A 22,702-nucleotide genomic window follows, 5' to 3' on the forward strand; every position below is an offset into this window, starting at 1 on the left:
GACCGACACCCGCGACCCAGTCGCTTGTGCATTTGTTCCTCATACCGGTTGAATAGCGTCCGTACACTGTGCGTCCACGCTTGCGTGGGTGCTCTCTGTCACGACATCCGCACCGCGGGTGCCCATCTCCGGAGGCTTCGGTGAACCGGTCGTCCCTTGTCCGTGTACTCCTCGCGTTCTTGGTCCTCGCGGCGTCGACGTACGTCACGCTGACCGCGAAACCACAGCTCGGTCTCGACCTGCGCGGCGGGACGCAGATCGTGCTCGAGGCCAAGGACTCTCCGACGGTCAAGGCGACCAGGGAGACCACCGACAAGGCCACCCAGGTGCTGCACCGGCGGATCGACGCGCTCGGGGTCAGCGAGCCGAACGTGACCCGCCAGGGCGAGAACCGGATCATCGTCGAACTGCCCGGCGTGCAGGATCCGCGCGAGGCCGCGAAGGTGATCGGCAAGACCGCGCAGCTCACGTTCCACGAGGTCCTCGACCAGGTCGCCCAGAAGCCCGCCAAGCCGGCGGCCGGCGATCTCTATCTGCCCAGCGAGAGCGGTCAGGGCTTCCTGAAGCTCGCCAAACCCGCGATGACCGGCGAGCTCGTGTCCGGCGCGGAGGGCCGGCTCGACCCGCAGCAGGTCGCGCAGGGCTGGTTCGTCGAGATGAATTTCAAGGGCGACGGCGGCAAGATCTGGTCGTCGATCACCGGCAAGGCCGCCTGTAACCCGGTCAACACCGCGCCGCGGCTGATCGCGATCGTGCTGGACAACGAGATCATCAGCTCGCCGCAGGTCGACCCGAACGGCGGCAACCAGCTCTGCAACATCGGCATCACCGGCGGCAGCACGACGATCTCCGGCGCCTTCACCGAGGAAGAGGCGAAGGATCTCGCCGCGCTGATCTCCGGCGGCGCGCTGCCCGTGCCGGTCCAGGTGATCGACCAGCGGACGGTCGGCCCGTCGCTCGGCCAGGACGCGATCCAGGCCAGCGCCCTCGCCGCGATCATCGGCCTCGCGCTCACCGCGCTGTTCATCATCGTGGTCTACCGCCTCGTCGGGCTGATGGCGGTCGTCGGCCTCCTCGGGTACGCCGTGATGTCGTACGCCGCCCTGACCGCGCTCGGAGCAACCCTGACGTTGCCCGGCCTGGCCGGCTTCGTGCTAGCGATCGGCATGGCCGTCGACGCGAACGTCCTGGTCTTCGAACGCGCCCGCGAGGATTACATAGCCGGCCGAACCGACGGCCTCCGCAGATCGCTCCGCAGCGGCTTCCAGAACGCCCTGTCCGCGATCGCCGACTCCAACATCACCACGCTGCTCGCGGCTGGTCTGCTCTTCTTCCTCGCGGCCGGCCCGGTCCGCGGGTTCGGCGTCACGCTGTCGATCGGCGTACTCGCATCGATGCTGTCCGCGCTCGTCGTGACACGAGTGCTCGCGGAATTCGCAGTTTCGCGCGGCTTCGTACTGCGGCGCCCACGCCTGAGCGGAATCGCCGGGCACGGCAAGGTCCGGACCTGGCTGGAGTCGAGGCAGGCGGCGTTGATGAGGCACAGCCGCCGCTGGCTGGTGATCACGGCCGTCGCGATCATCGTGAGCGTTGCCGGCGTCGCCGTACGCGGACTCAACCTCGGCATCGAGTTCACCGGCGGCCGGCTGATCGAGGTCAGTACGACGCAACCGGTCACGCCCGACCAAGCGCGTGCCGCCGTGGGCGAAGCGGGGTACCCGACCGCGGTCGTGCAGGCATCCGGGACCGACGACATCACCGTCCGGACCGGGACGATCAGCGACGACGAAGCCGAGAAGATCAAGGAGTCGATCTCGCGGATCGGCGGCGGCGCCGAGGTGATCCGCAACGAGAGCATCGGCCCGTCGCTCGGTGAGGAACTGCGCAACAAGGGCCTGATCGCGCTGGGCATCGCCCTGCTGGCCCAGTTGGCCTACCTCGCCGCCCGGTTCCGCTGGACCTTCGGTGCGGGCGCGGTCCTCGCGCTGCTGCAGAACGTCGCGGTCGTGGTCGGCGTCTTCGCCTGGACCGGCAAGCCGATCGACGGCATTTTCCTGGCCGCGATCCTGACGATCATCGGCTACACGGTGAACGACTCGGTCGTCGTGTTCGACCGGATCCGGGAGACCCGCAACGCCCGCGCCACCGACAACCTCGGCAAGGTCATCGACACCGCGATCGTCAACGTCCTGCCGCGGACGATCAACACCGGTATCTCCACCCTGTTCATCCTCAGCGCACTGCTGTTCCTGGGCGGCGATTCCCTGGCCGACTTCGCCCTGGCGCTGCTGCTCGGCATCCTGGTCGGCACCTACTCGTCGAACCTCACCGCGGCGCCTCTTCTGCTCGAACTCGAACGCCTCTACCCGGCCCCGCCGCCGCGTCCCAAGCGGCCTCAGGTCGACCGCGACGCCCAACCCGACCGCGGCGCCGTCGTATAGGCCGAGGTACCACGCAGGGTTATCCACACCCCCGCCCGCCGGACCGGAAATCTGTCGGTCCGTCGGGCTAGGGTGTGGCGGTGGGTGTTGATGTGCGGGAACTGCTGGAAGCTGCCGTGGCCGGGATCGCCGGTCAGACCCGGCCGGGGCAGGTGGAGATGGCGCAAGCCGTGGACACCGCGATGCACGACGGATCGCATCTGCTCGTGCAGGCCGGCACCGGCACCGGCAAGTCCCTCGGGTACCTCGTGCCCGCGCTGCTGCACGCGATCGAGGACCGCCGCGTGGTCGTCTCGACCGCGACCCTCGCGCTGCAGTCGCAGCTCGTCGACCGCGATGTCCCGGCGCTCCTCGACGCGACCGAGAAGCTCCTCCCGCGCAGACCGAAGTACGCGATCCAGAAGGGGCGGAACAACTACGCCTGCCTGCACCGGATCCGCGAGGGTGCGCCGGACGACGACGGGATGCTCATCGACGTGCCGCCGCCCGGTGAGGTGGGTCGCCAGGTCATCGAGCTCCGTGACTGGGCCGAGCAGCAGCTGGCCGACGGCGAGGCCGGCGACCGCGACCACGCGCCCTCCCATCAGTACCAGGCCTGGCAGCAGGTCGCGATCGCCGCGCGCGAGTGCCTCGGCGCGCAGAAGTGCCCGTACGGCGAGGAGTGCTTCGCCGAGAAGGCCAAAGAACACGCCCGCAAGGCCGACATCGTCATCACCAACCACGCCCTGCTGTCGATCGACGCCTTCGAGAACCGGACCGTCCTGCCCGAGCACGACGTCGTCATCGTCGACGAGGCGCATGAGCTGCCCGCGCGGGTCACGGGTGCCGCGGGTGACGAGCTGTCGCCGCAGATGGTCGAGCGCGCCGCCAAGCGGGGCCGCCGATTCGTCGACGACGACAAGGCCGACGACCTGATCGACGCCTCCGACGCGCTCCGCGCAGCCCTCGACGGCACCCGCGAGGGGCGGATCGAGGCGTCGAACGGTCCGGTCCTCGAGGCCGCGGCCCTGGTCCGCGATGCCGCTCGCGCGATGTACTCCGATCTGAACAAGAAGTCCGACGACAAGGACGACGACCCGGACGGCGCCAAGCGGCAGTCCAAGGGCGCGGTCAAGGAGATCTTCGACGTCGCCGAACGTGTCGCCGCGCTGAGCGATCTCGACGTCGTCTGGATGATCGACCGCGACCGCTTCGGCCGCGAGCTCCGGATCGCCCCGCTGACCGTGGCCGGGCTGCTTCGCGAGCTGGTACTGCGCGACCGCACCGCCATCCTCACGTCCGCGACGCTGACGCTCGGCGGTGACTTCGACGCGATCGCCCGCCAGGTCGGTCTCCGGCCCGCGGACAAGCTCGCTGACGACGACGAGATGCCAGAGCTCGACTCCGACGACGAGACCGCCCCACTGCCGTGGCGCGGTCTCGACGTCGGCTCCCCGTTCGAGTACGAGAAGCAGGCGATTCTGTACGTCGCGAAGCACCTGCCGCCGCCGCACCGTGACGGGCTGGGCAAGAAGCAGTTCGAGGAGATCATCGACCTGATCACCGCGGCGGGTGGGCGGACGCTCGGCCTGTTCTCGTCCCGTCGCGCCGCCGAGGCAGCGACAGCCGCCGTCCGCGAGGCCACCGACCTGAAGGTGCTGTGTCAGGGCGATGCGCAGCTCGGCGAGCTGGCCCGCGAGTTCGTCGACGATCCGGAGACCTCGCTGTTCGGGACGCTGTCGCTGTGGCAAGGGATCGACGTACCGGGTTCGACCTGCAACCTGGTGATCATCGACCGCGTCCCGTTCCCGCGGCCCGACGAGCCCCTGATGGCGGCTCGTCAGCGCGCGGTCGACGAGGCGGGCGGCAACGGCTTCATGGCCGTCGCAGCGACGCACGCCGGGTTGTTGCTCGCGCAGGGGACCGGCCGATTGATCCGCCGCAGTACCGATCGTGGCGTCGTCGCGATCCTCGACCCCCGCATCGTCACCCAGCGGTACGGCGCGTTCCTGCGCGCCTCCTTGCCTCCGATGTGGCCGACCGCCGATCGTGAGAAGGTGCTTGGCGCCTTGAAACGACTGCAGTCGACATGAGTCCGGCCGGTCCGCCCGTGCTGCCGATGATGGCGTCGCTGGGGCAGATGCCATCGGGTTCGGGCTGGTCGTACGAACTGAAGTGGGACGGCATCCGCGTCATCGCCGAGGTCGACGACGGCGTGTGCCGGCTCTGGTCGCGCAACAGCCACGATGTCTCCGGCGGGTACCCGGAGCTCCTCGGTCTCGCCGAAGCGCCGGGGCTGCGGCTGCCTGCCGTGCTCGATGGTGAGATCGTCACGCTGGACGAGCACGGCGCACCGTCGTTCGGCCTGCTGCAGCGGCGGATGCACGTGCGCGATCCGCGCCAGCTCAGGCATCTGATCACCGAGGTTCCGGTCTCGGTCCGCCTCTTCGACGTCCTCCGCTTCGACGGCAAGTGGTTGCTGGAGGCAACGTACGACGATCGCCGCGGACTGCTCGACTCGCTGGACATCGGCGACCCGTTCTGGGAGATCCCGCCCGCGCTGCGGGACGGTTCGGAAGCGCTGGACCGGTCGGCCGCGGAAGGACTCGAAGGCGTCGTCGCGAAGCGCCGCAAGTCGCGATATCTCCCCGGCCGTCGCAGCTCCGACTGGATCAAGATCAAGCCGGTGCAGACCAGGGACGTCGTGCTGTTGGGATGGCATCCGGGGGAGGGCAACCGCGAAGGGATGATCGGTTCCTTCTACTGCGGCGCGTACACGGAGCCCGGCGGCGAGCTCGTGCTGATCGGCAAAGTCGGATCCGGCCTGGACTTCGCGACCCTGGACATGCTCAGCGCCGAGCTGGCCGGTCTGGAGATCGACCGCCCGTCGTTCGACCCGTCGGGCATCCCGATGACCGACCGGCGGCGGGCGCACTGGCTCGACCCCGTCCTGGTCGCCGAGGTCACCTTCTCCGGCTGGGGCGGCGACGGCCGGCTCCGGCATCCGGTCTGGCGTGGATTGCGCCTCGACATCAACCCGGAAACGGTTCTCGTCGCGCGCAACTGACTGTGCAGCTGCATTTGCGGGACGCCGCGACATGCAGGCAGCGGCAGAAACTGTTCGAAATGCGGCGAAGATTCTGAGGTGCTGCGACGCCGTCTGTTCACCTGTCGCAGGAATTCAGCAAACCAACAGTTGCGTACGGCCCCGAATCGCGGCCAGGGTCAGTCGTTCGTTTCCCTCGACGGTGCAGGCACCGCCAGCGCGGCCTCGATCTTGTCGGCCAGCTTCTCCGGCGAGTGGGTGGGCGAGTAGCGCGCGATCACCCCACCGTCACGGCCGACCAGGAACTTGGTGAAGTTCCACTTGATCCGGCCGCCGAGCAGGCCGCCCTGCTCGCGTTTCAGCCAGTTGTACAACGGGATCGTCTTCGATCCGTTGACATCGATCTTGGCGAACATCGGGAACGTGACGTGGTAGATCGTCGAGCAGAAGTTCGCGATCTCGTTCTCGTCGCCGGGCTCCTGGTGGCCGAACTGGTCGCAGGGAAAGCCGAGCACCGAGAAGCCCTGCCGGCGATACGTCCGGTAGAGCTTCTGAAGACCCGTGTACTGCGGAGTCTGGGCACACTGCGACGCCGTGTTCACCACCAGGAGCACCTGGTCGCGGAAATCGGCAAGAGACTGTTCATTGCCTTCGATCCGCGTGGCGCTGAAGTCATAGACAGTCGTCATAGCTCAATGCTGACACGACACGCCGGACTTCGCTCGCCGTCTGACATGTCAGACTCGGCGCAGAACTGTTACGACCTTTCCGAGAATGACGGCGTCCTTCCCGTCGATCGGCTCGAAGGCCGGGTTGTGCGGGAGCAGCAGGATCTCGGTCTTGGTCTTCTTGAACGTCTTCACGGTCGCCTCGCCGTCGATCATCGCGGCCACGATGTCGCCGTTCTCCGCGGTCTGCTCCTGCCGGACGACGACCCAGTCGCCGTCGCAGATCGCGGCGTCGATCATCGACTCGCCCTTGACCTTCAGCATGAACAGGGTGCCCTCGCCGACCATTGCCTTAGGCAACGGGAAGACCTCTTCGATCTCCTGCTCGGCCAGGATCGGATTACCGGCGGCGATCTGGCCGACCACCGGCACGTAGACCGCGTCCGGATGCGCGTCGCCCGCGCCGGTCTCGTCGTACGTCGTCTGCCGCACCGAGCCGAGCGCCGAACGGCGGGCCGCCGCGTCGACCTCACCCGGGTAGCGGACCTCGATCGCCCTTGGCCGGTTGGGATCGCGGCGGAGCAGACCCTTCTGCTCGAGCACGCGGAGCTGGTGTGACACCGAGGAGGAGCTGGTCAGGCCGACCCGCTCGCCGATCTCACGCATCGAGGGCGGGTAGCCGCGGCTGTCCACCGAATCGCGGATCACGTCCAGCACGCGGCGCTGGCGCGGGGTCAGTCCGGTCGCGTCGGCCGGCCCGTCGGGCAGCTCGGTCACGGTCCGGTCCGCCTTGTCCGCACCGTTGCGATCGTCCTTGCTGGAACCGCTCGGCGTCCTGGCCATCGGTGGTTGCTCCTCGGGTCGGGCCGGTGATCACACCACCGGCCGGAACTTGCTCGACTGTGATGACCGTAGACCGAATCCTGAGATTCTTCAAACATCTGTTCGAAGGCGTGTCGGTTCGCACGTCTGTTCGTGTGTCAGGTTATAAGCCGCACGCGGGCAACTTCGGCGTCAGGGAATTTCGCGGGCGTGTCCTGGTTGGAAGTGGTTGCGCGACGGGTCCCCGTCGGTTAATCATTCGTACAGACGTTCGATCGAACAGGTGTTCGGTCGGGTCGGATCGGCCGCTTTCAGAAACTGTCGGAGGCGGCCGGTAGACAGGACTCAACACCGCAGGACGCGCACCGACCGAGGTCTGGAGGATCCGATGAGCACAGCAGCTCTGGCGGCACACCGACTGGCACCACACCGCTCACCCGAGCCCGCCGTGGCGCCGGTGACGACGCCCGTGCCGGTGACGGCGCCGCGCCGCCGGCCGCGCATCGATGGTGCGACCGACTCCCTTCCGGTCCGGGCCTGCTCCGGCGAGGCGCTCGGCCGCCATGCCACGCCGACCCGTCAGCGCCCCGAGGTCGAGCCGTCCGCTCTGCGCCTGACCCGCCGCGGCCGCATGCTGCTGACCGCCGTGTCGGTCCTGATCTTCGGCTCGGCGATCGTCGTTCTGGGTCTCCGCGTGACCGGCGTCCTCGAGCCCGGTCCGCGCTTCACCCACACCGTCCCGGTCCAGGTGGCGCCCGGCCAGACGCTGTGGTCGATCGCCCAGAACACCAACCCCACCGAGGACCCGGCGACGATCGTCGAGAAGATCGCCGACCTCAACAAGCTGTCCAGTCCGGCCGACATCACCCCTGGCGAGACGCTCCAGATCCCGATCGCCGGCTGATCTTGGTGGCATAGCCCAGGTAGGACAGGTCGATCCGCCGGACCGGACCGATATCCATCAACCGACTCGCCTCGCCGAACGTGAGGTGCCCGAGTCGCATCCGGACGAAGTTCCACCCTAGTGAGGCCCGGCCCGCTCGTGGCCCGAGCCCGACGACCTCGCCCAACCGCAGGCCGTGCCGCCGCAGAATCTCCTCGAGCTCGAGCGGCTTGATGAACATCGCCCAGGAGTGCACGCCGGAGTCGACGACCCGCGTCAATCGCCACTCCTGCAGCAGCTTGATGAAGAACAACTTCGACGCCCGCGTCCGGTTGATCGTGTCGAACAGGTAGACCCCGCCGGGCTTCAACACCCGGGCGGTTTCCGCGACAACTCGATCCAGATCCGCGACATGCTCGAGGACGTCACAGCAGTACGCGATATCGACGCTCTCGTCCTTCAGCGCAAGCCGTTCGCCCGCATTCACGACGTACCCGATCTTCAGTCTGTACGCCGACGCGTGCCGCCGTGCGGTCGTGATCGAAATCTCTGACGGATCGACGCCGACGACTCGGCATCCGATGCGCGCGAACTCCTCGGCCAGGAAGCCGCCGCCGCATCCGACGTCGACCGCACGCAGGCCGGCCGGATCGCGTCCAAGTCGGTCGAGTACGTCGCGGAAGTACGCGAATCGCGCAGGCGTGAAGCTGCCGTTCAGCGCATTCAGTGGATTCGACTCGTCCCACCAGCCGCTGCCCAGCCGGTCGTAGATCGCGTTGTCAATCGGCATCACGCCAATCGTCCTCCAGTAACGCGTAGACGTACTCGTTCGCCCATTCGCCCTTGAACTGGAGCGCGTCGATGAAATGCGCCTCCCGGCGCATCCCCAGCCGCTCGAGCAAGCGGGCCGATGCATCGTTCCGATCGTCGAGCACCGCGACGATCCGATGCAGCCCGAGTTCCTCGAACCCGACCCGCAACATCTCCCGCGCCGCCTCCGCTGCCAGCCCTTTCCCCTGGTACGCCGTGTGCAGCGCGAACCCGATCTCGCCCTGCCGGTCGACCTCGCTCGCCCACTTCAGCAGGACCTCGCCGATCACGGTCCCGGTCTCGAGGAGCTCGATCGCGAGCACCAGCCACTGACCCGGCTCCGTCAACTCGCCCTGCAAGAGCTTTTTCTCCAGCGCAACCCGCGTCTCCTCGCGATCGCGCACCGGCCACGGCGTGTACCGCACCACCTCCGGCCGCGAGTGGAAGGCGTAAAGGTCATCCAGGTCGCCCATCCGATGCGGCCGCAGCTCCAGCCGCTCGGTCCGCAGTGGGTACGCGGGTCGGAATCCAGTCACGGCACCATCCTCGGCTACGCTGTCTAATGACGTTAGACAGTACCCGTGCGCGACCACCCCGACAACGAGATTTCATGACCAGACGCGACCCTTCGTCCCACGCCGCGGCCGGCATCACCGTGCCTGCGATCGCCGACGCCGCCTTGGCTGTCATCCGCACGAACGGTGTCGACGGCCTCACGATGCGGGCCGTCGCAGAGCGCCTCCACGTCCGCGCGCCGACCTTGTATCACCACGTCCGCAACAAGTCCGACCTGCTCGACCTGGTGGCCCGCAACGCGTTCGATCAGTTCGCCGCGGACAACGCGGCGTACGAGAAGTTGCAGACCATCGACGAATGGATCGCGCTGACGAGATCCGGCTCCCTCGAGTTGCGCGCCTTCTACGCCGACCACCCCGGCCTGGCCGGACTGATCCAGTCAAAGGCCACGCCGGATCGTGACCAGGGCGATGGATCCCGCGCCGAACTCATCCGCTCCCAGATCGACGCCCTCGTCCGACTCGGCGTACGAGAGCCCGAAGCGCGTCACCTGTTCGACCTCACCGCTCGCTGGAGCCTGGCCGCAGTCGTCGCGGAGTCGGCGGACAGCCCGGACGTCTTCATCGACGGCCTCGACCTCTTCCTGTACGGCGTCCGCGCCCGCCTGGTCGATCTGGTCAGCTGACGGTCGCCAGCCACAACTCGGCGTACCGCTTGCCGTCCACCGCCGTCGCGACCTGAACCTTCGTCGGCGACAGCCCGTGCGGATCGCTGGTCAGATCGGCCGACCAGTCCCGCGTGTCGACGATGGTCCGCCCGCGCGACCAGCTTCCCGACAACTCGATCCGCACCGGGAACGGCTGTGTCGTCAGGCCGGACGGATCGATCACCGCACACACCGCGCCACCGTCGCCGATGCTCGCTCCATCGGATTGGTACAGGCTGCTCCGCTTCTCAATCAGCTTCCGCGCCAGCTCGGCCGACGGCGATCCGCTCAGCCCACGCGCCTGCTCCAGCGTGACCACCACGTCGTAGAAGACATCCAGCCCGTACATCGTCGTCGGTACGCCGAGCTCACCGGCCGCGGTCAGCACGATCGCGGCCGCCTCGGGATCGGTCCAGATATTGAACTCCGCCGAAGCCGTCGCGTTCCCGATGCGCGCGGCGCCACCCATGAACACGATCTCGCGCAGCCCTGCTGCCGCATCCGGATAGGTCCGCAGCAGCAACGCGATATTCGTCAGCGGCGCAAGCGGGATCAGCGTGATCAGCTCACCGGTCGCCGCCGCCTCCCGCAGTACATCGCGCAGCAGCTCGACCGCATGGCGCCGATCCGTCGTCCGCGTCGACCGCGGCCAGTCGATGTCGCCGAGCCCGTCGGCCCCGTGGACATGCCGCGCCATCCGCACCGGCTGCAGCAGCGGTACGGCGGCCCCGCGCGCGACCGGAACATCCGGCCGGCCCGCGGCGTCCAGCACCGTCAGCGTGTTCCGGACGACGTCATCGAGTCCGACGTTGCCGCCGGCGCAGGTCACGGCCTTGAGGTCGAGCTCGGGATGCCGAGCGGCGAGCAGCAGCGCACAGGCGTCGTCCAGGCCCGTGTCGACGTCGAGAATCACCGGCTTCATGCCGACATCCTCACATCCGGCGTTGGCCGTCGCTTCATCATCGGCTCGGGCGCCGTTCGTCTCGGCGGGCTTAGGTCCTCTCTGGATCACCAGAGAGGACCTACCTGCGTGCTGATGTCTCGGACCGAGTCGTTCCTCCGCGCGCCCGGCGCGCAGTTGCGGATCTGGGCACACCGCGGCAATTCCTCCGCCGCCCCCGAGAACACCGCGGCCTCCGACGAGGCCGCCCGTCGCGCCGGCGCCGAGTGGATCGAGAACGACGTACGGACGACGAAGGACGGCGTACCCGTCGTTCTGCACGACGAGACGGTCGACCGCACCACTGATGGGGCCGGTCCGATCCGGTCATTCACGGCTGCTGAGGTCGCGCAGCTGGACGCGGGCTCGTGGTTCGCGCCGGCGTTCGCGGGGCAGCGGGTCCGCACGCTCGGAGCCCAGCTGGACGGCCTCAAGACCCGCGGCGGGAATCTGCTGCTCGAGGTCAAGGGCGAGCATGCGCGGTCCTCCGTCGTACGGATCGTGCAGGAGATCCAGGTGCACCGGATGAGCGGCCGCGTGTTCGTGCAGAGCTTCGAGCCGCAGCACTTGCGCTGGGTCCACGAGCTCGCGCCCGAACTGCCGCTCGGTCTGCTCCGCGTCGAACTCGACCCGGACCCGGTCGCGATCGCGAAGGACCTCGAGCTGACGTCGTACAACCCGTCCGATGCGGCGCTGCAGACCCGGCCCGGGATCGTCCGCGAGCTGCACGCGGCCGGAGTCGCGGTCAACGTCTGGACGGTCGATGACCCGAACCGCTGGGACGCACTTGAGCGAGCCGGCGTGGACGGCATCATCACCAACTGCCCGGCCGAACTCGCGGGCTGGAACGCCGCCCGGTTCGCGCTCGCCGGCTGAGCGATTCGGACCGTCTGCCGCCCTCGAACCGGCCCTCGTACCGGCCCATCGTGGAGGCCGTAGTTTGCGCCTCGAAAGGGTCATTCCGGCGACGCCACGCGGGAGTACACGAGCCCGCGCGAGTGTTGAAACCTAGACACGCGCGGGCGATCGGGGCGTGCTTGCAAACTGTCGGAGCAGCGATCTAGGATCCCTAGATGTAGTGGTTACACGGGTGTAATTTTCCACAGGTAGTGGTTGGTTGCACACAGGTTCTACACAAGTTGTCCCCAGGCTGATCCACAACCTGCCCCCTCCGGGGCAGTCACGGGAGGAGTGATTCGTCGTGCACTGTCCGTATTGCCGGCACGCCGACTCACGGGTGGTCGACAGCCGGGTGGCCGAGGACGGCGGAGCGATCCGCCGCCGGCGTCAGTGCCCGGTCTGCGAGAAGCGGTTCACCACTGTCGAGCAGATGCAGCTCACGGTCGTGAAGCGCTCCGGCGCGACCGAGCCGTTCAGCCGGGAGAAGGTCATCAACGGGGTCGGGAAGGCATGCAAGGGCCGGCCGGTGAACGCCGACCAGCTCGCCCGCCTGGGTCAGAAGGTCGAGGACGCGCTCAAGGGCAGCGGCTCGCCGGAGGTTCCCGCGCACGAGGTCGGACTCGCGATCCTCGGGCCGCTGCGGGAGCTGGACGAGGTCGCGTACCTGCGGTTCGCGAGCGTGTACCGGCAGTTCGAGTCCGCCGACGACTTCGAGACCGAGATCGCGCTGCTGCGGGCCGAGAAGGAGCCGCGGGGCACCGAACCGGGCCAGCTCAAGCCGACCCAACAGACGTAAACCGGGGGAACGGTAGTTCCAGGAAATACAGGCGGTATGTGGCGTTCACGCAGTACTCCAACGGGGCGGTCCCGACAGACCGCGGTAGTAGACACAGGGCGAGGAGCAACCATGACAGAGACGGTGACCGGCCACTCGGGGTCGACCAAGCGGTCGGCGGCCGGGTTCCGCGGGCGGAAGAACGCGCCCACGGGACTCACCATCGAGCGCGTCTTCAGCACCGAAGGCGTCCACCCGTACGACGAGGTGACGTGGGAGCGTCGCGACGTCGTGCAGCAGAACTGGAAGACGGGTGAGACGGTCTTCGAGCAGCGCGGCGTCGAGTTCCCCGACTTCTGGAGCGTGAACGCCTCGACCATCGTCACCACGAAGTACTTCCGTGGCGCGGTCAGCCACGACAACCGGGAGTGGAGCCTCAAGCAACTGCTCGACCGGGTCGTGAAGACCTACCGCCGCGCGGGCGAGGAGCACGGCTACTTCGCCTCGCCCGCCGACGCGGAGGTCTTCGAGCAGGAGATCACCTGGCTGCTCCTGCACCAGTACTTCAGCTTCAACTCGCCGGTCTGGTTCAACGTCGGGACGTCCTCGCCGCAGCAGGTGTCGGCCTGCTTCATCCTCGCCGTGGACGACTCGATGGAGTCGATCCTGAACTGGTACAAGGAAGAGGGCCTGATCTTCAAGGGCGGCTCGGGCGCCGGCCTGAACCTGTCCCGGATCCGCTCGTCGAAGGAGCTGCTGCAGTCCAGCGGCGGCACCGCCTCCGGCCCGGTCTCGTTCATGCGCGGCGCGGACGCGTCCGCAGGCACGATCAAGTCCGGCGGCGCCACCCGGCGTGCGGCCAAGATGGTCGTGCTCGACGTCGACCACCCCGACATCGAGGAGTTCGTCGACACCAAGATGCGCGAGGAGGAGAAGATCCGCATCCTGCGTGACGCGGGCTTCGACATGGACCTCGGCGGTCGCGACATCACCTCCGTGCAGTACCAGAACGCGAACAACTCGGTCCGGGTCTCGGACGAGTTCATGCGCGCGGTCGAGGAGAAGGGCGAGTTCGGGCTGCGGGCGCGGCTCGACAACTCGGTGATCGAGACCGTCGACGCGCGGAACCTGTTCGACAAGATCGCCCAGGCCGCGTGGGCCTGCGCCGACCCGGGTCTGCAGTACGACGACACGATCAACGACTGGCACACCACCCCGGAGACGGGCCGGATCACTGCGTCGAACCCGTGCTCGGAGTACATGCACCTGGACAACTCGTCCTGCAACCTGGCCTCGCTGAACCTGATGAAGTTCCTCCGCGACGACGACCTCTTCGACTCGGAGAAGTTCGTCAAGGCGGTCGAGCTGATCATCACCGCGATGGACATCTCGATCTGCTTCGCGGACTTCCCGACCGAGGCGATCGGCGTCACCACCCGCGCGTACCGGCAGCTCGGTATCGGCTACGCCAACCTCGGTGCGTTGCTGATGGCAACCGGTCACGCGTACGACTCCGACGGTGGTCGCGCACTGGCGGGCGCTATCACCTCGCTGATGACCGGTACGTCGTACAAGCGCTCGGCGGAGCTGGCCGGCATCGTCGGCGCATACGACGGCTTCGAGCGGAACAAGGACGCCCACACCCGGGTGATGCGCAAGCACGCGGCGGCCAACGACGCGATCCGGACGATCCACGAGATCGACAAGGACGTCCACAAGCACGCCGCCGAGGCGTGGGACGGCGTACTGAAGGTCGGCGCGAAGAACGGCTGGCGAAACGCCCAGGCCTCGGTGCTCGCACCGACCGGCACCATCGGCTTCATGATGGACTGCGACACGACCGGTATCGAGCCGGACTTCTCGCTGGTCAAGTTCAAGAAGCTGGTCGGCGGCGGCTCGATGCAGATCGTCAACCAGACCGTCCCGCGGGCGCTGCGGCAGTACGGCTACACCGAGGAGACGATCGAGGCGATCGTCGAGTACATCGCGGAGAACGGTCACGTCGTCGACGCCCCGGGCCTGAAGCCGGAGCACTACGAGATCTTCGATACCGCGATGGGTGAGCGGGCCATCAAGCCGATGGGCCACGTGCGGATGATGGCGGCGGCGCAGCCGTTCCTGTCCGGCGCGATCTCGAAGACGGTGAACCTGCCGGAGACCGCGACGGTCGAGGAGATCGCCGACGTCTACTTCCAGGGCTGGAAGCTCGGCCTGAAGGCGCTCGCGGTCTACCGCGACAACTGCAAGGTCGGACAGCCGTTGGCGGACGCAAAGGCGAAGAAGGCTTCCGAGGCTGAGGCCGCGGTGGCTGCCGAAGCCGCGGTCGCTGAGAAGATCGTCGAGAAGGTCATCGAGTACCGGCCGACCCGCAAGCGTCTGCCGAAGTCGCGCCCGTCGCGCACGACGTCCTTCACGGTCGGCGGCGCCGAGGGCTACATGACGGCCGGCTCCTACCCGGACGACGGTCTCGGCGAGGTCTTCCTGAAGATGGGCAAGCAGGGTTCGACGCTTGCCGGTGTGATGGATGCCTTCTCGATCGCGATCTCGATCGCTCTGCAGCACGGTGTGCCGCTAGAGACCTACGTCCAGAAGTTCACCAACCTGAAGTTCGAGCCGGCCGGTCTGACCGACGACCCGGACGTCCGGATGGCGCAGTCGATCATGGACTACATCTTCCGCCGCCTGGCCCTGGACTACCTGCCCTTCGACGAGCGGGCCGCCCTGGGCATTTACTCGGCGGACGAGCGGTCCCGGCAGCTCGACACCGGCTCCTACGAGCCGGCCCCGGTCGAGGTCTCCGAGGCCGAGTCCCTGAAGTCGGTCGAGCCGGTCGAGCTGGCCGAATCGTCCGAACTGTCTGCAGCCGACAAGCCGGTCGAGGCGGCCTCCGCCAAGCCGGTCAAGGGCGAGGCCCACACGACCGCCGAGATGCTCGAGCTGATCACGGGTACGTCGGTCGACGCGCCGCTCTGCTTCACCTGCGGCACCAAGATGCGCCCCAGCGGCTCCTGCTACGTCTGCGAAGGCTGCGGCAGCACCTCCGGCTGCAGCTAATCACCATCCGAAGAACAAGACTCTGCCTGTTGCCCTAGCCCTGAGATGGCTAGGGCAACATGCAGGTCGAGAGGCCATCTACGGACGGCTCAACGACAACGAGCACCCAACTGAATAGGAAGTTGAGTGCTCGCGCTGCCTAGGAGATGGTCCCGGCATGGTGTCAGAACCGCCATAAAACCATCTCCTCGGCAGCAAAGCAAAGATGCCGAGGACGGAGGTGATGTGCGATGCCTAACACGCGTCAGACGAGCGCCAAGGCTGCCAGTGCGGCCTCGAAGGTTCTTGCGAACCCGAAGTCGACGAAGGCCGAGAAGACGGCGGCGGCGAGTGCCCTCGCACAGACCAAGAAGAAGTAGAGCCTGGCCGTCCGAGTCCTATTACTCGGACGGCCTACCCCGCCGCATCTTCGATGCCAGCCCGACTGCCGCGCTTCAAAGGAAACGCCTAGATGCCTATGCACCACGTGACCTCAACTAATGTGCGGGCGGTTGGCTACGACAGTTCCACCCGCACCATGCGCGTCGCCTTCCTAAACGGCCGCGTGTATGACTACTACGACGTCGGTCAGGCGCTCTTCGAGCAGATGCTTCTGCCGCATCCGTGGCGGCGCCTTGGCTTCGCGGTTCGGAGACACAGATATCGGCGGGTCGTCGCCGCATAGCTCGCGGCTCCTGGTAGGTCTGTTAGGGCTGCGGCACCAAACTGACCGCGCCTGCTCGAACTGATAGCGCCACGGCCCCCGGGAACTTCCCACTTTCCCCGGGGGCCGAGGTGCGTCTGCCCGCAGCCCCGGCGGCCGGGCTTATGCTCACGGGTGCTTCGACGACACCCCGGTCGTGGCGACCAGGGGTGGAGCTACCTGATCAGTGGCCGGCGCGGTCGGAGTCGGCGGGGGCTTTCGCTGTGCCGTCGAGATCCGACAGCGCGGTCAGCTCGTCCGCGGTCAGGTTGAAGTCGAAGACTGCGAGGTTCTCGGCGAGCCGGCCGCGGTCGGCTGACTTCGGGATGGGGACGATGTGCTGCTGGGTCTCCCACCGCAGTACGACCTGGCCCGGCGTCCGCCCGTACTTCTTCGCCAACTCCTGCACCGTCGGATGGCTCAGGAGGTCGGTGCCCTTGCCTAGTGGACTCCACGCCTCCGTGACGATCCCGTGCTTGGCATGGAACTCGCGCTCGGCCGCCTTCGCCCACACCGGGCTCAGCTGCACCTGGTTCACCTCGGGAGCCACGCCTGTCTCGTCGATCAGCCGTTGCAAGTGCGCCGGCTTGAAGTTCGACGTACCGATCGCACGCACCAGTCCGGCGTCCCGGAGCGCGATCAGCCCTCGCCACGCGTCGACGTACCGATCCTGGTCCGGATTCGGCCAGTGGATGAGCAGCAGGTCCAGGTATTCGACGCCGAGCTTCTCCGCACTCGCCTCGAACGCCGTACGCGCGCCCTCGACGCTGTGCCACTTCTTGTTGAACTTCGAGGTCACGAACACCTCGTCGCGCGGCACACCCTTCAGCGCCCGTCCGACGCCGACCTCGTTGCGGTAGTTCTCCGCCGTGTCGATCAGCCGATACCCGAGCTCGAGCGCCGTACTCACGGCCCGCTCGGCATCCGCGTCGTTCATCGGCGACGTCCCGAGCCCGATCCGCGGCATCGTAGATCCGTGACTCAAAGTGACGGTTGGGGTCTGGCTCATCCAACTCCTCCTTCGGCTGACGCTGCCCCGACACCGTACGCCGATCACAGTCCGCACCCTCCGTGCCGACCGCCCGAAACCAGCCGGATCCGCCGTACGCCGTACGGCCCGGACCGCCTGTCTCAGCTCGGGGAAACCACCCTGCGGACCGTCGGATGCGTGGTTCATGATGGTCCCGTGGGGCCTCGAAACACGTTGGAGGGGTGGGCAAATGAAGAACCGTCTGATCACTCTGGTGGACCTCGGTCTGGACAGCTCGTTCGACGCGTCGATGACGTTCGTCCAGGGCATCACCGGGAACATCAACGCAGGCTGGAACCGGCCGGTGATCGACGTGAACTTCATCCGCAGCCGTGATCACGAGACCGCCTTCTCCGCTCTGACCACCCCGTCCTCGGTCCTGCACGTGATGGCACACGGTGACCACAGCGAGGAGCCCTCGTTTCTGTCCACCGACGGTCAGACCCAGGTTTCGCTCCGGTCCCTGGCCGACTGGTTTCTGGATCGCCAGTGGGGAATCGCCAGCGGTGTGGTGATCGCCGACGGCTGCAAAACCGGCATCGGCAAGTGGCAACGCGCCATCCGCGACTGCCTCCAGGACGACATCACCTACATCGGCACGAGCACGGTCATCGGCTGGTACGAAGCGACGGTCTTCTGCTCCGCCTTCTACGGCGCCCTGGTCCGCAACCGAGGCCTCGGCCGCACTCCCGCCGAGCAAGGTTGGGACGCCGCCAACCGGGCCATCCGTGCCTACGAAACCCTCACCGACCAACGCTGCCCCTACAAACCGGTCCTTCTCACCCCCTCCCGCCAGGCCCTCCGCTCCCTGACGGGCTGACTTGGTTGTCCCTGACAGGCGGACATGCGCCGGCCTGTCCAGCTCGTGGGCGGCGACACGCTTTTGGCGGCTACTTTGGGTGAGGCATGTGAGACTTTTTGTGGACTCGTCGTGTGGCGCAGTCTGTGGTCTGGGTTGCCGGTGGCTCGGATGGTGTGAGGACGGGGAAGCCGTCTCAAGTGCATTGGCCGACCTGCTGACCTCCGCCCGACGCGGTGAAGGAACGCGCCCATGAAGCTCGACCGGAACTCCCTCCTGACTGCTGCCGCGATTGTGCTGGTGCTGTACCTGGTGTCGCTGGTCATCGGCCTGCCGGGCTGGTCGGCCGTGGTCCTCACCGTGGTGCTCCTGGTCCTCCTGGCCGTCGTCTGGAAACAGCCCGACGAACCCCGTCCAGCCGTTCCCAAGCCGGCACCGCCCTCCGTCGTCCTGCCGGATCCGGACCCTGTCTTCAGCGGTCCGCCGTCGCGCACGGTGAGCGACGTACGGCTGCCGTCCGCTTCGCCCGACTTCCAATTCAGCTTCTCGGCCGTCGTCCAGTGGTCGACCGTTCTGTCGGGCTCGCGCCACGCGGACCTCGGCGCTGTGGCGGTCGACGCCTTGCTGGACCGGGCGCGATCGCTGACCGCGAGGCAACAGGTGACAGAGGAGTCCCTCAACCAGCACCGCCTGGCTGCCCTTCTCGGCGAACCCGCGCTCGACGAGAAGGGCCTGGTGCGCAGCTGGGCGACCGAGGTGCGACTGCGACTGCCGGATGCGGATCACAAACACCTGCTGCATCTGGCCGCACTGCATCGGCGAGAGCAGACCACTCTGCTCGAACGCCGGATGGAGCAGGACAAACGCGCCTACCTGAAGGACGACGTCTTCGCCACGCCTGGCTCGGCCGCGGTCTGGTGGCTGGTCAACCACCCGGGCGACGTGGAGGCAGCACTTGGTCTCCTCGACACCCTCGCCGAGTTGTCGGCCGCGGCGAACGATCTCCCGATCCGCCGTACGTCGGCAGAGGAGATCGAACGCCAACGGCCGACCCGCGCCGAACTCGCCTTCAGCGCGGCAGTCGACGATCTGACCGACCTCGACGCATCCGAGGGCGCGGAGCCGGAACAGAACGGCGCGAAGAGCCCGACAGATGAGTCGCACCAGCGTCCTGTCCCACGGCACGCGCCGTACCGAGAGCAGTTCTACTCGGAGTAGGCCGGTGAGGCGGGCCGGCTGCAGGGTGGACCCGCCCCACCGAGATCGGCTACGCATAGCTACTCGTCCAGCCAGCGGATCGTGCTCGATCCACTGTGACCGTGGATCGTCAGCAGTGCGTCGATGCCATCCGGCCATACAGTCGTGGTTGCGAACCGGCCGCCCCAGTGCAGCGCGACCGTGCCGTCGCTCCACTCGACTCCTTCGGCGATCACGCCCGTACCGCTGACGCCGGAGGGGTCCGAGTGGCGGACCAGCTCGAAGCAGCGTGGCCCGGACATGCTCGCGACCTTCAGATGACGCCGCCGTGTGGCCCGCTGCAGCGTCGCGGTTCTCCCGCTGATCTCGTCCATGCGTCAAGTCAACGCGTGACCGGGTGTCCTCACCAGGAACTCAACCGGTATCCACAGCGCACAAATTCTGCCCACCGGCGGTCACCGGATCGCCATACTCTGATAGCAGGGAGTAATCGACAGGCAAGGGAGCGACAAGGATGACAGTCATCGACGAGTGGACCGGTCGGCACGCACACGCCTTGCGTACGGCGCTGCGTCTGACCAACGAAGCCTTCGCCGAGCATCTCGGCATCTCGCCGCGCACGCTGACGAAGTGGCGGGAGAGACCGGACGTCGTGCCGAGTCCGTTTCTCCAGGAGGCACTCGACACCTTCCTCAAACAGGCGCCGCCCGACGCCCACCTCCGCTTCGCCGCCAACCTCGGCCTCGACCAGCGGCGGATGCCGATCGACGACACCGTGCTGACCCAGCTCAACACGGCCCTCGGCGACCTGGCCCGCGCCCTGGCGCGGCTGCAGACCGACGATCCGGAGCGATCTCGCACGGCTTGACACCGACCGGCAGACTGGGCGCCGCAGAGCGAGGTGCGGAAGGAGCCACGCATGAGGCGACGCCCGGTGAATTCGTCGAGTGTGCGGTCGGTCGGATGGTCCGACGGCACGCTGGAGCTCGAGTACGTGAACGGCTACGTCTACCAGTACTTCGACGTTCCACAGCCGACGTACGCCGCGCTGCTGGCCGCGCCAAGCATCGGCGCGTACATCAACAAGCACATCAAGCCGTACTACGAGTTCCGCGAGATCTGAGTTTCTGTCAGGTTCGGCGCGGGCACTGAGAAGCGCAGCACGGGGGCACGCCGAACAGGAGATGGACATGGCTACCCGAAGAGCTTCTGCGACCCGTTCCCGCGCGATCACGATTTTCCTCGTCATCTGGCTGCTGATCGGTCTGGCGGCCGCCGCACAACGCCACTACTTCGAGAGCTCCCGGACCTCGTGTGCCAAGGTCGGCACCGTGCTCGTCACGATCGTCGCCGGCCCGCTGAACTACATCGGCGCCAACCCGAAGATCGACTGCAGCGCACCCCAGCCGTCGCGGTAATCCTGCTCCGGCGAGCCGTGTCCGCCGTACCGTTCCAGCACAGGACGGGATCGGAGGGACACCGACATGCTGGAAGAGGAGATCAAGGCGGATCTCGAGAGGTTCAACGTGCCCGGCGCGAGCTGGGTGGTGATCGAGGATGGTGCCATTCACGAGACCGGTGCCGCCGGTCTGGTGGAGGCCGGCGGATCTCAGGCCGTCGCGCCGGACACGTTGTTCCAGGCTGCGTCGATCAGCAAGCCGATCGCCGTACTGGCGATGCTGCGGCTGGTCGATCGGGGCTTGCTCGATCTCGACGAGGACGTCAACGAAAAGCTCACGTCGTGGCAGGTTCCACCCACCGGAGCCTGGCAACCCGTCGTGACACTGCGGCAGCTAGCCAGCCACAGCGCCGGACTGACCGTGCACGGCTTCCCTGGGTACGCCGAGGGAACCGCGCTGCCCACAACAGTGCAGATCCTCGACGGCGTTCGGCCGACCAACACCTTCGGCGTACGCGTCGACCTCGTGCCAGGCACACAGTTCCGGTACGCCGGCGGCGGCACGATCGTCATGCAGCAACTCCTGGAAGACGTCACGGGTACGTCGTTCCGCGAGCTAGCTCGTGAGCTTGTTCTGGAACCTCTCGGCATGTCCGACAGCGACTATGCCCAACCGCTGCCGCCAGAACTCCACAGCAGGGCTGCCGTCGCGCACGACGAACGTGGTCTCCCGATCGAAGGCCGCTGGCATGCGTACCCCGAGTTGGCGGCAGCCGGGCTCTGGACGACACCAACAGATCTCGCCAAGGCAGCCATCGGCGTCCAGAGGATGTACGCCGGAGCCGACAACGCACTGTTGCCGCGCGAGCTCGCCCGGGAGATCTTGACGCACCAGATCTCCGCAGGCCAGCGGATCGGTGGACTCGGGCATCTGGGACTCGGATTCTTCCTCGATGACGCCGGCCGGCGGTTCGGGCACAGCGGGGGCAACGCTGGATTCAGCTGCCACCTGCTGGCAGATCGCGACACGGGGCAGGGCGCTGTGGTGATGACGAACAGCGACAACGGCGGCTGGGTGGTGCAGAGAGCATTCGCTGCGGTGGCCGCGGCGTACGGCTGGGAGGAATACCCGGCTGAGGTGACAGCGCGTGATCTGCCAACTGACGAGGTCCTGGCGGAGCTGGTCGGTACTTACCGGCTCGCAGGCCGGCTGCCGTTCGCTGTCGAGCGCTGGGGGAGCGGGCTCGAGGTGACATTCGATCGCCAGCCCCCGCAGCGGTTCATGCCGCGGTCGGCGACGACCTTCACCGCGATGGAGACCGAGTCGGGGTTCGAGGTACGCGACGGTGGACTCGTCTTCGTGCAGGAGGGAGTCGTGCTCGACTGCGTGCGGGAATAGGTGCTGGGGCCGTCGGGTTACACCTGATGCCGTCCGGTTCGTGACCCCGGGCCTCAACCTAAGCCGCTACGAGCGGCCACTCGCCGAGAGGCGTCTGCTGGACGGTGCGGTACTTGACGAGGTGGGAGCCGCACGACCGGTTCCCACCTCGTTGTCACCCTCGCGATAAGCGCTTGTGTGGGTGCGGCATGATGGAAGTGTCGCTCGCGGAGACGTGAGTGAGTGATGTGACCAGAGGGATCTGCACTGCTTCCCCCGACACCGGTTCGCCGGCGCCGAGGACGGGTGCCGAGGAGCTCGGACGAGGGTCCGGGACCCCGATTTGCATCCGCACCATGAATGTCAGTAATCTTCTTCTTGTTGGAGCGAGGCGCAGGACGCGAAAGCGGCCGGCCCTTCAACAAACTCCCTGAAGGTCCTGGTAGCCGAAACACGCCCCGGTGGGTTTCGGACACTGAGACACGCAGAGAGACTGAATCGAAAAAGGCCGATTTGACCGGCCGGAAGCGAAACAGTAAAGTAGTGCGAGTTGCCCCGGAGCTTCAAACGAAAGTCTGAAGCGCGGTGTGCGTCCGATTCTTGAGAACTCAACAGCGTGCCGAAAGTCAATGCCGAAAGATGCATTATCCCCGTGCATGGGCTTCGGATGATTGTCT

General features: G+C 67.1%; 23 protein-coding genes. 16 read left to right on the plus strand and 7 right to left on the minus strand.

Annotated features, from left to right (window positions below; all coding sequences use genetic code 11):
- The first annotated feature begins 140 nt into the window (after positions 1-140).
- From secD to ligD, 3 genes are all read left to right on the plus strand, one after another.
- The gene (secD, locus tag EV653_RS40770) at positions 141-2,441 is read left to right on the plus strand and encodes a protein translocase subunit SecD (protein ID WP_134111671.1); all 2,301 of its coding nucleotides are present in this window, start codon (positions 141-143) and stop codon (positions 2,439-2,441) included.
- 74 nt (positions 2,442-2,515) lie between these two features.
- Positions 2,516-4,513 carry an ATP-dependent DNA helicase gene (locus EV653_RS40775; protein WP_134111672.1) on the plus strand — a complete coding sequence of 666 codons (1,998 nt, stop codon included), beginning with the start codon at positions 2,516-2,518 and terminating at the stop codon, positions 4,511-4,513.
- On the plus strand, positions 4,510-5,487 hold the full coding sequence (gene ligD, locus EV653_RS40780; RefSeq protein WP_134111673.1) for a non-homologous end-joining DNA ligase: 978 nt from the start codon (positions 4,510-4,512) through the stop codon (positions 5,485-5,487). The genes EV653_RS40775 and ligD overlap by 4 nt, the downstream gene beginning before the upstream one ends.
- Before the next feature lie 158 nt (positions 5,488-5,645).
- Here ligD and EV653_RS40785 read toward each other — a convergent pair whose 3' ends face one another.
- Positions 5,646-6,155, minus strand: a complete 510-nt coding sequence (locus tag EV653_RS40785) for a glutathione peroxidase (RefSeq protein WP_134111674.1) — start codon at positions 6,153-6,155, stop codon at positions 5,646-5,648.
- Positions 6,156-6,203: 48 nt separating this feature from the next.
- On the minus strand, positions 6,204-6,977 hold the full coding sequence (gene lexA, locus EV653_RS40790; protein WP_134111675.1) for a transcriptional repressor LexA: 774 nt from the start codon (positions 6,975-6,977) through the stop codon (positions 6,204-6,206).
- A gap of 367 nt (positions 6,978-7,344) precedes the next feature.
- On the opposite strand from lexA, the gene EV653_RS40795 reads away from it, so the two are divergent.
- Entirely contained in the window at positions 7,345-7,860 is a 516-nt protein-coding gene (locus EV653_RS40795; protein ID WP_134111676.1) for a LysM peptidoglycan-binding domain-containing protein, read from the plus strand.
- Here EV653_RS40795 and ubiG read toward each other — a convergent pair.
- Both ubiG and EV653_RS40805 read right to left on the minus strand, forming a co-directional pair.
- A complete protein-coding gene (gene ubiG / locus EV653_RS40800; protein ID WP_134111677.1) occupies positions 7,820-8,629 on the minus strand; it encodes a bifunctional 2-polyprenyl-6-hydroxyphenol methylase/3-demethylubiquinol 3-O-methyltransferase UbiG in 810 nt (269 codons plus the stop codon). The two genes, EV653_RS40795 and ubiG, sit on opposite strands and share 41 nt — an antisense overlap.
- The gene (locus EV653_RS40805; protein ID WP_238160773.1) at positions 8,619-9,185 is read right to left on the minus strand and encodes a GNAT family N-acetyltransferase; all 567 of its coding nucleotides are present in this window, start codon (positions 9,183-9,185) and stop codon (positions 8,619-8,621) included. Before EV653_RS40805 ends, ubiG begins: the two co-directional genes overlap by 11 nt.
- 74 nt (positions 9,186-9,259) lie before the next feature.
- On the opposite strand from EV653_RS40805, the gene EV653_RS40810 reads away from it, so the two are divergent.
- Positions 9,260-9,850 (plus strand): TetR/AcrR family transcriptional regulator, encoded by a 591-nt coding sequence (locus tag EV653_RS40810; protein WP_134111678.1) that lies wholly within the window; start codon positions 9,260-9,262, stop codon positions 9,848-9,850.
- On the opposite strand, the gene EV653_RS40815 is transcribed toward EV653_RS40810, so the two are convergent.
- Positions 9,843-10,793, minus strand: coding sequence for a nucleoside hydrolase (locus EV653_RS40815; protein ID WP_134111679.1), 951 nt, complete (start codon positions 10,791-10,793; stop codon positions 9,843-9,845). The genes EV653_RS40810 and EV653_RS40815 overlap by 8 nt on opposite strands.
- A 114-nt stretch (positions 10,794-10,907) precedes the next feature.
- On the opposite strand from EV653_RS40815, the gene EV653_RS40820 reads away from it, so the two are divergent.
- The 5 genes from EV653_RS40820 to EV653_RS42830 all read left to right on the plus strand — a co-directional run bounded on the left by EV653_RS40820 (position 10,908) and on the right by EV653_RS42830 (position 16,204).
- Complete coding sequence (locus EV653_RS40820; RefSeq protein WP_238160774.1) at positions 10,908-11,687, plus strand: glycerophosphodiester phosphodiesterase; 780 nt, start codon at positions 10,908-10,910, stop codon at positions 11,685-11,687.
- 325 nt (positions 11,688-12,012) lie between these two features.
- A complete protein-coding gene (nrdR, locus tag EV653_RS40825; protein WP_134111681.1) occupies positions 12,013-12,507 on the plus strand; it encodes a transcriptional regulator NrdR in 495 nt (164 codons plus the stop codon).
- A 111-nt stretch (positions 12,508-12,618) separates the two neighbouring features.
- Positions 12,619-15,540 carry a vitamin B12-dependent ribonucleotide reductase gene (locus EV653_RS40830; protein WP_134111682.1) on the plus strand — a complete coding sequence of 974 codons (2,922 nt, stop codon included), beginning with the start codon at positions 12,619-12,621 and terminating at the stop codon, positions 15,538-15,540.
- A gap of 230 nt (positions 15,541-15,770) precedes the next feature.
- Positions 15,771-15,899 (plus strand): hypothetical protein, encoded by a 129-nt coding sequence (locus tag EV653_RS42555; RefSeq protein ID WP_255511229.1) that lies wholly within the window; start codon positions 15,771-15,773, stop codon positions 15,897-15,899.
- A gap of 98 nt (positions 15,900-15,997) precedes the next feature.
- Entirely contained in the window at positions 15,998-16,204 is a 207-nt protein-coding gene (locus EV653_RS42830; RefSeq protein ID WP_370359570.1) for a KTSC domain-containing protein, read from the plus strand.
- A 202-nt stretch (positions 16,205-16,406) separates the two neighbouring features.
- Here EV653_RS42830 and EV653_RS40840 read toward each other — a convergent pair whose 3' ends face one another.
- A complete protein-coding gene (locus EV653_RS40840) occupies positions 16,407-17,189 on the minus strand; it encodes an aldo/keto reductase (protein WP_238160775.1) in 783 nt (260 codons plus the stop codon).
- 253 nt (positions 17,190-17,442) lie between these two features.
- On the opposite strand from EV653_RS40840, the gene EV653_RS40845 reads away from it, so the two are divergent.
- Both EV653_RS40845 and EV653_RS40850 read left to right on the plus strand, forming a co-directional pair.
- Positions 17,443-18,072, plus strand: a complete 630-nt coding sequence (locus EV653_RS40845) for a hypothetical protein (RefSeq protein ID WP_130449426.1) — start codon at positions 17,443-17,445, stop codon at positions 18,070-18,072.
- A 231-nt stretch (positions 18,073-18,303) separates the two neighbouring features.
- Positions 18,304-19,269, plus strand: a complete 966-nt coding sequence (locus EV653_RS40850) for a hypothetical protein (RefSeq protein WP_202872062.1) — start codon at positions 18,304-18,306, stop codon at positions 19,267-19,269.
- A 59-nt stretch (positions 19,270-19,328) separates the two neighbouring features.
- Here EV653_RS40850 and EV653_RS41885 read toward each other — a convergent pair whose 3' ends face one another.
- Positions 19,329-19,622, minus strand: a complete 294-nt coding sequence (locus EV653_RS41885) for a hypothetical protein (RefSeq protein ID WP_238160776.1) — start codon at positions 19,620-19,622, stop codon at positions 19,329-19,331.
- Positions 19,623-19,762: 140 nt separating this feature from the next.
- Between EV653_RS41885 and EV653_RS40860 the strand changes: the two genes are divergently transcribed.
- The 4 genes from EV653_RS40860 (at position 19,763) to EV653_RS40875 (ending at position 22,046) form a co-directional block, all read left to right on the plus strand.
- Complete coding sequence (locus tag EV653_RS40860; RefSeq protein ID WP_134111685.1) at positions 19,763-20,116, plus strand: helix-turn-helix domain-containing protein; 354 nt, start codon at positions 19,763-19,765, stop codon at positions 20,114-20,116.
- Positions 20,117-20,167: 51 nt separating this feature from the next.
- Positions 20,168-20,371, plus strand: a complete 204-nt coding sequence (locus EV653_RS40865; RefSeq protein ID WP_134111686.1) for a KTSC domain-containing protein — start codon at positions 20,168-20,170, stop codon at positions 20,369-20,371.
- Positions 20,372-20,438: 67 nt separating this feature from the next.
- Positions 20,439-20,666, plus strand: a complete 228-nt coding sequence (locus tag EV653_RS40870) for a hypothetical protein (protein WP_134111687.1) — start codon at positions 20,439-20,441, stop codon at positions 20,664-20,666.
- A 66-nt stretch (positions 20,667-20,732) separates the two neighbouring features.
- Positions 20,733-22,046 (plus strand): serine hydrolase domain-containing protein, encoded by a 1,314-nt coding sequence (locus tag EV653_RS40875; protein ID WP_134111688.1) that lies wholly within the window; start codon positions 20,733-20,735, stop codon positions 22,044-22,046.
- The last annotated feature ends 656 nt before the right edge of the window (positions 22,047-22,702 follow it).

The organism is Kribbella pratensis (genome assembly GCF_004365355.1).
GTDB lineage: Bacteria > Actinomycetota > Actinomycetes > Propionibacteriales > Kribbellaceae > Kribbella.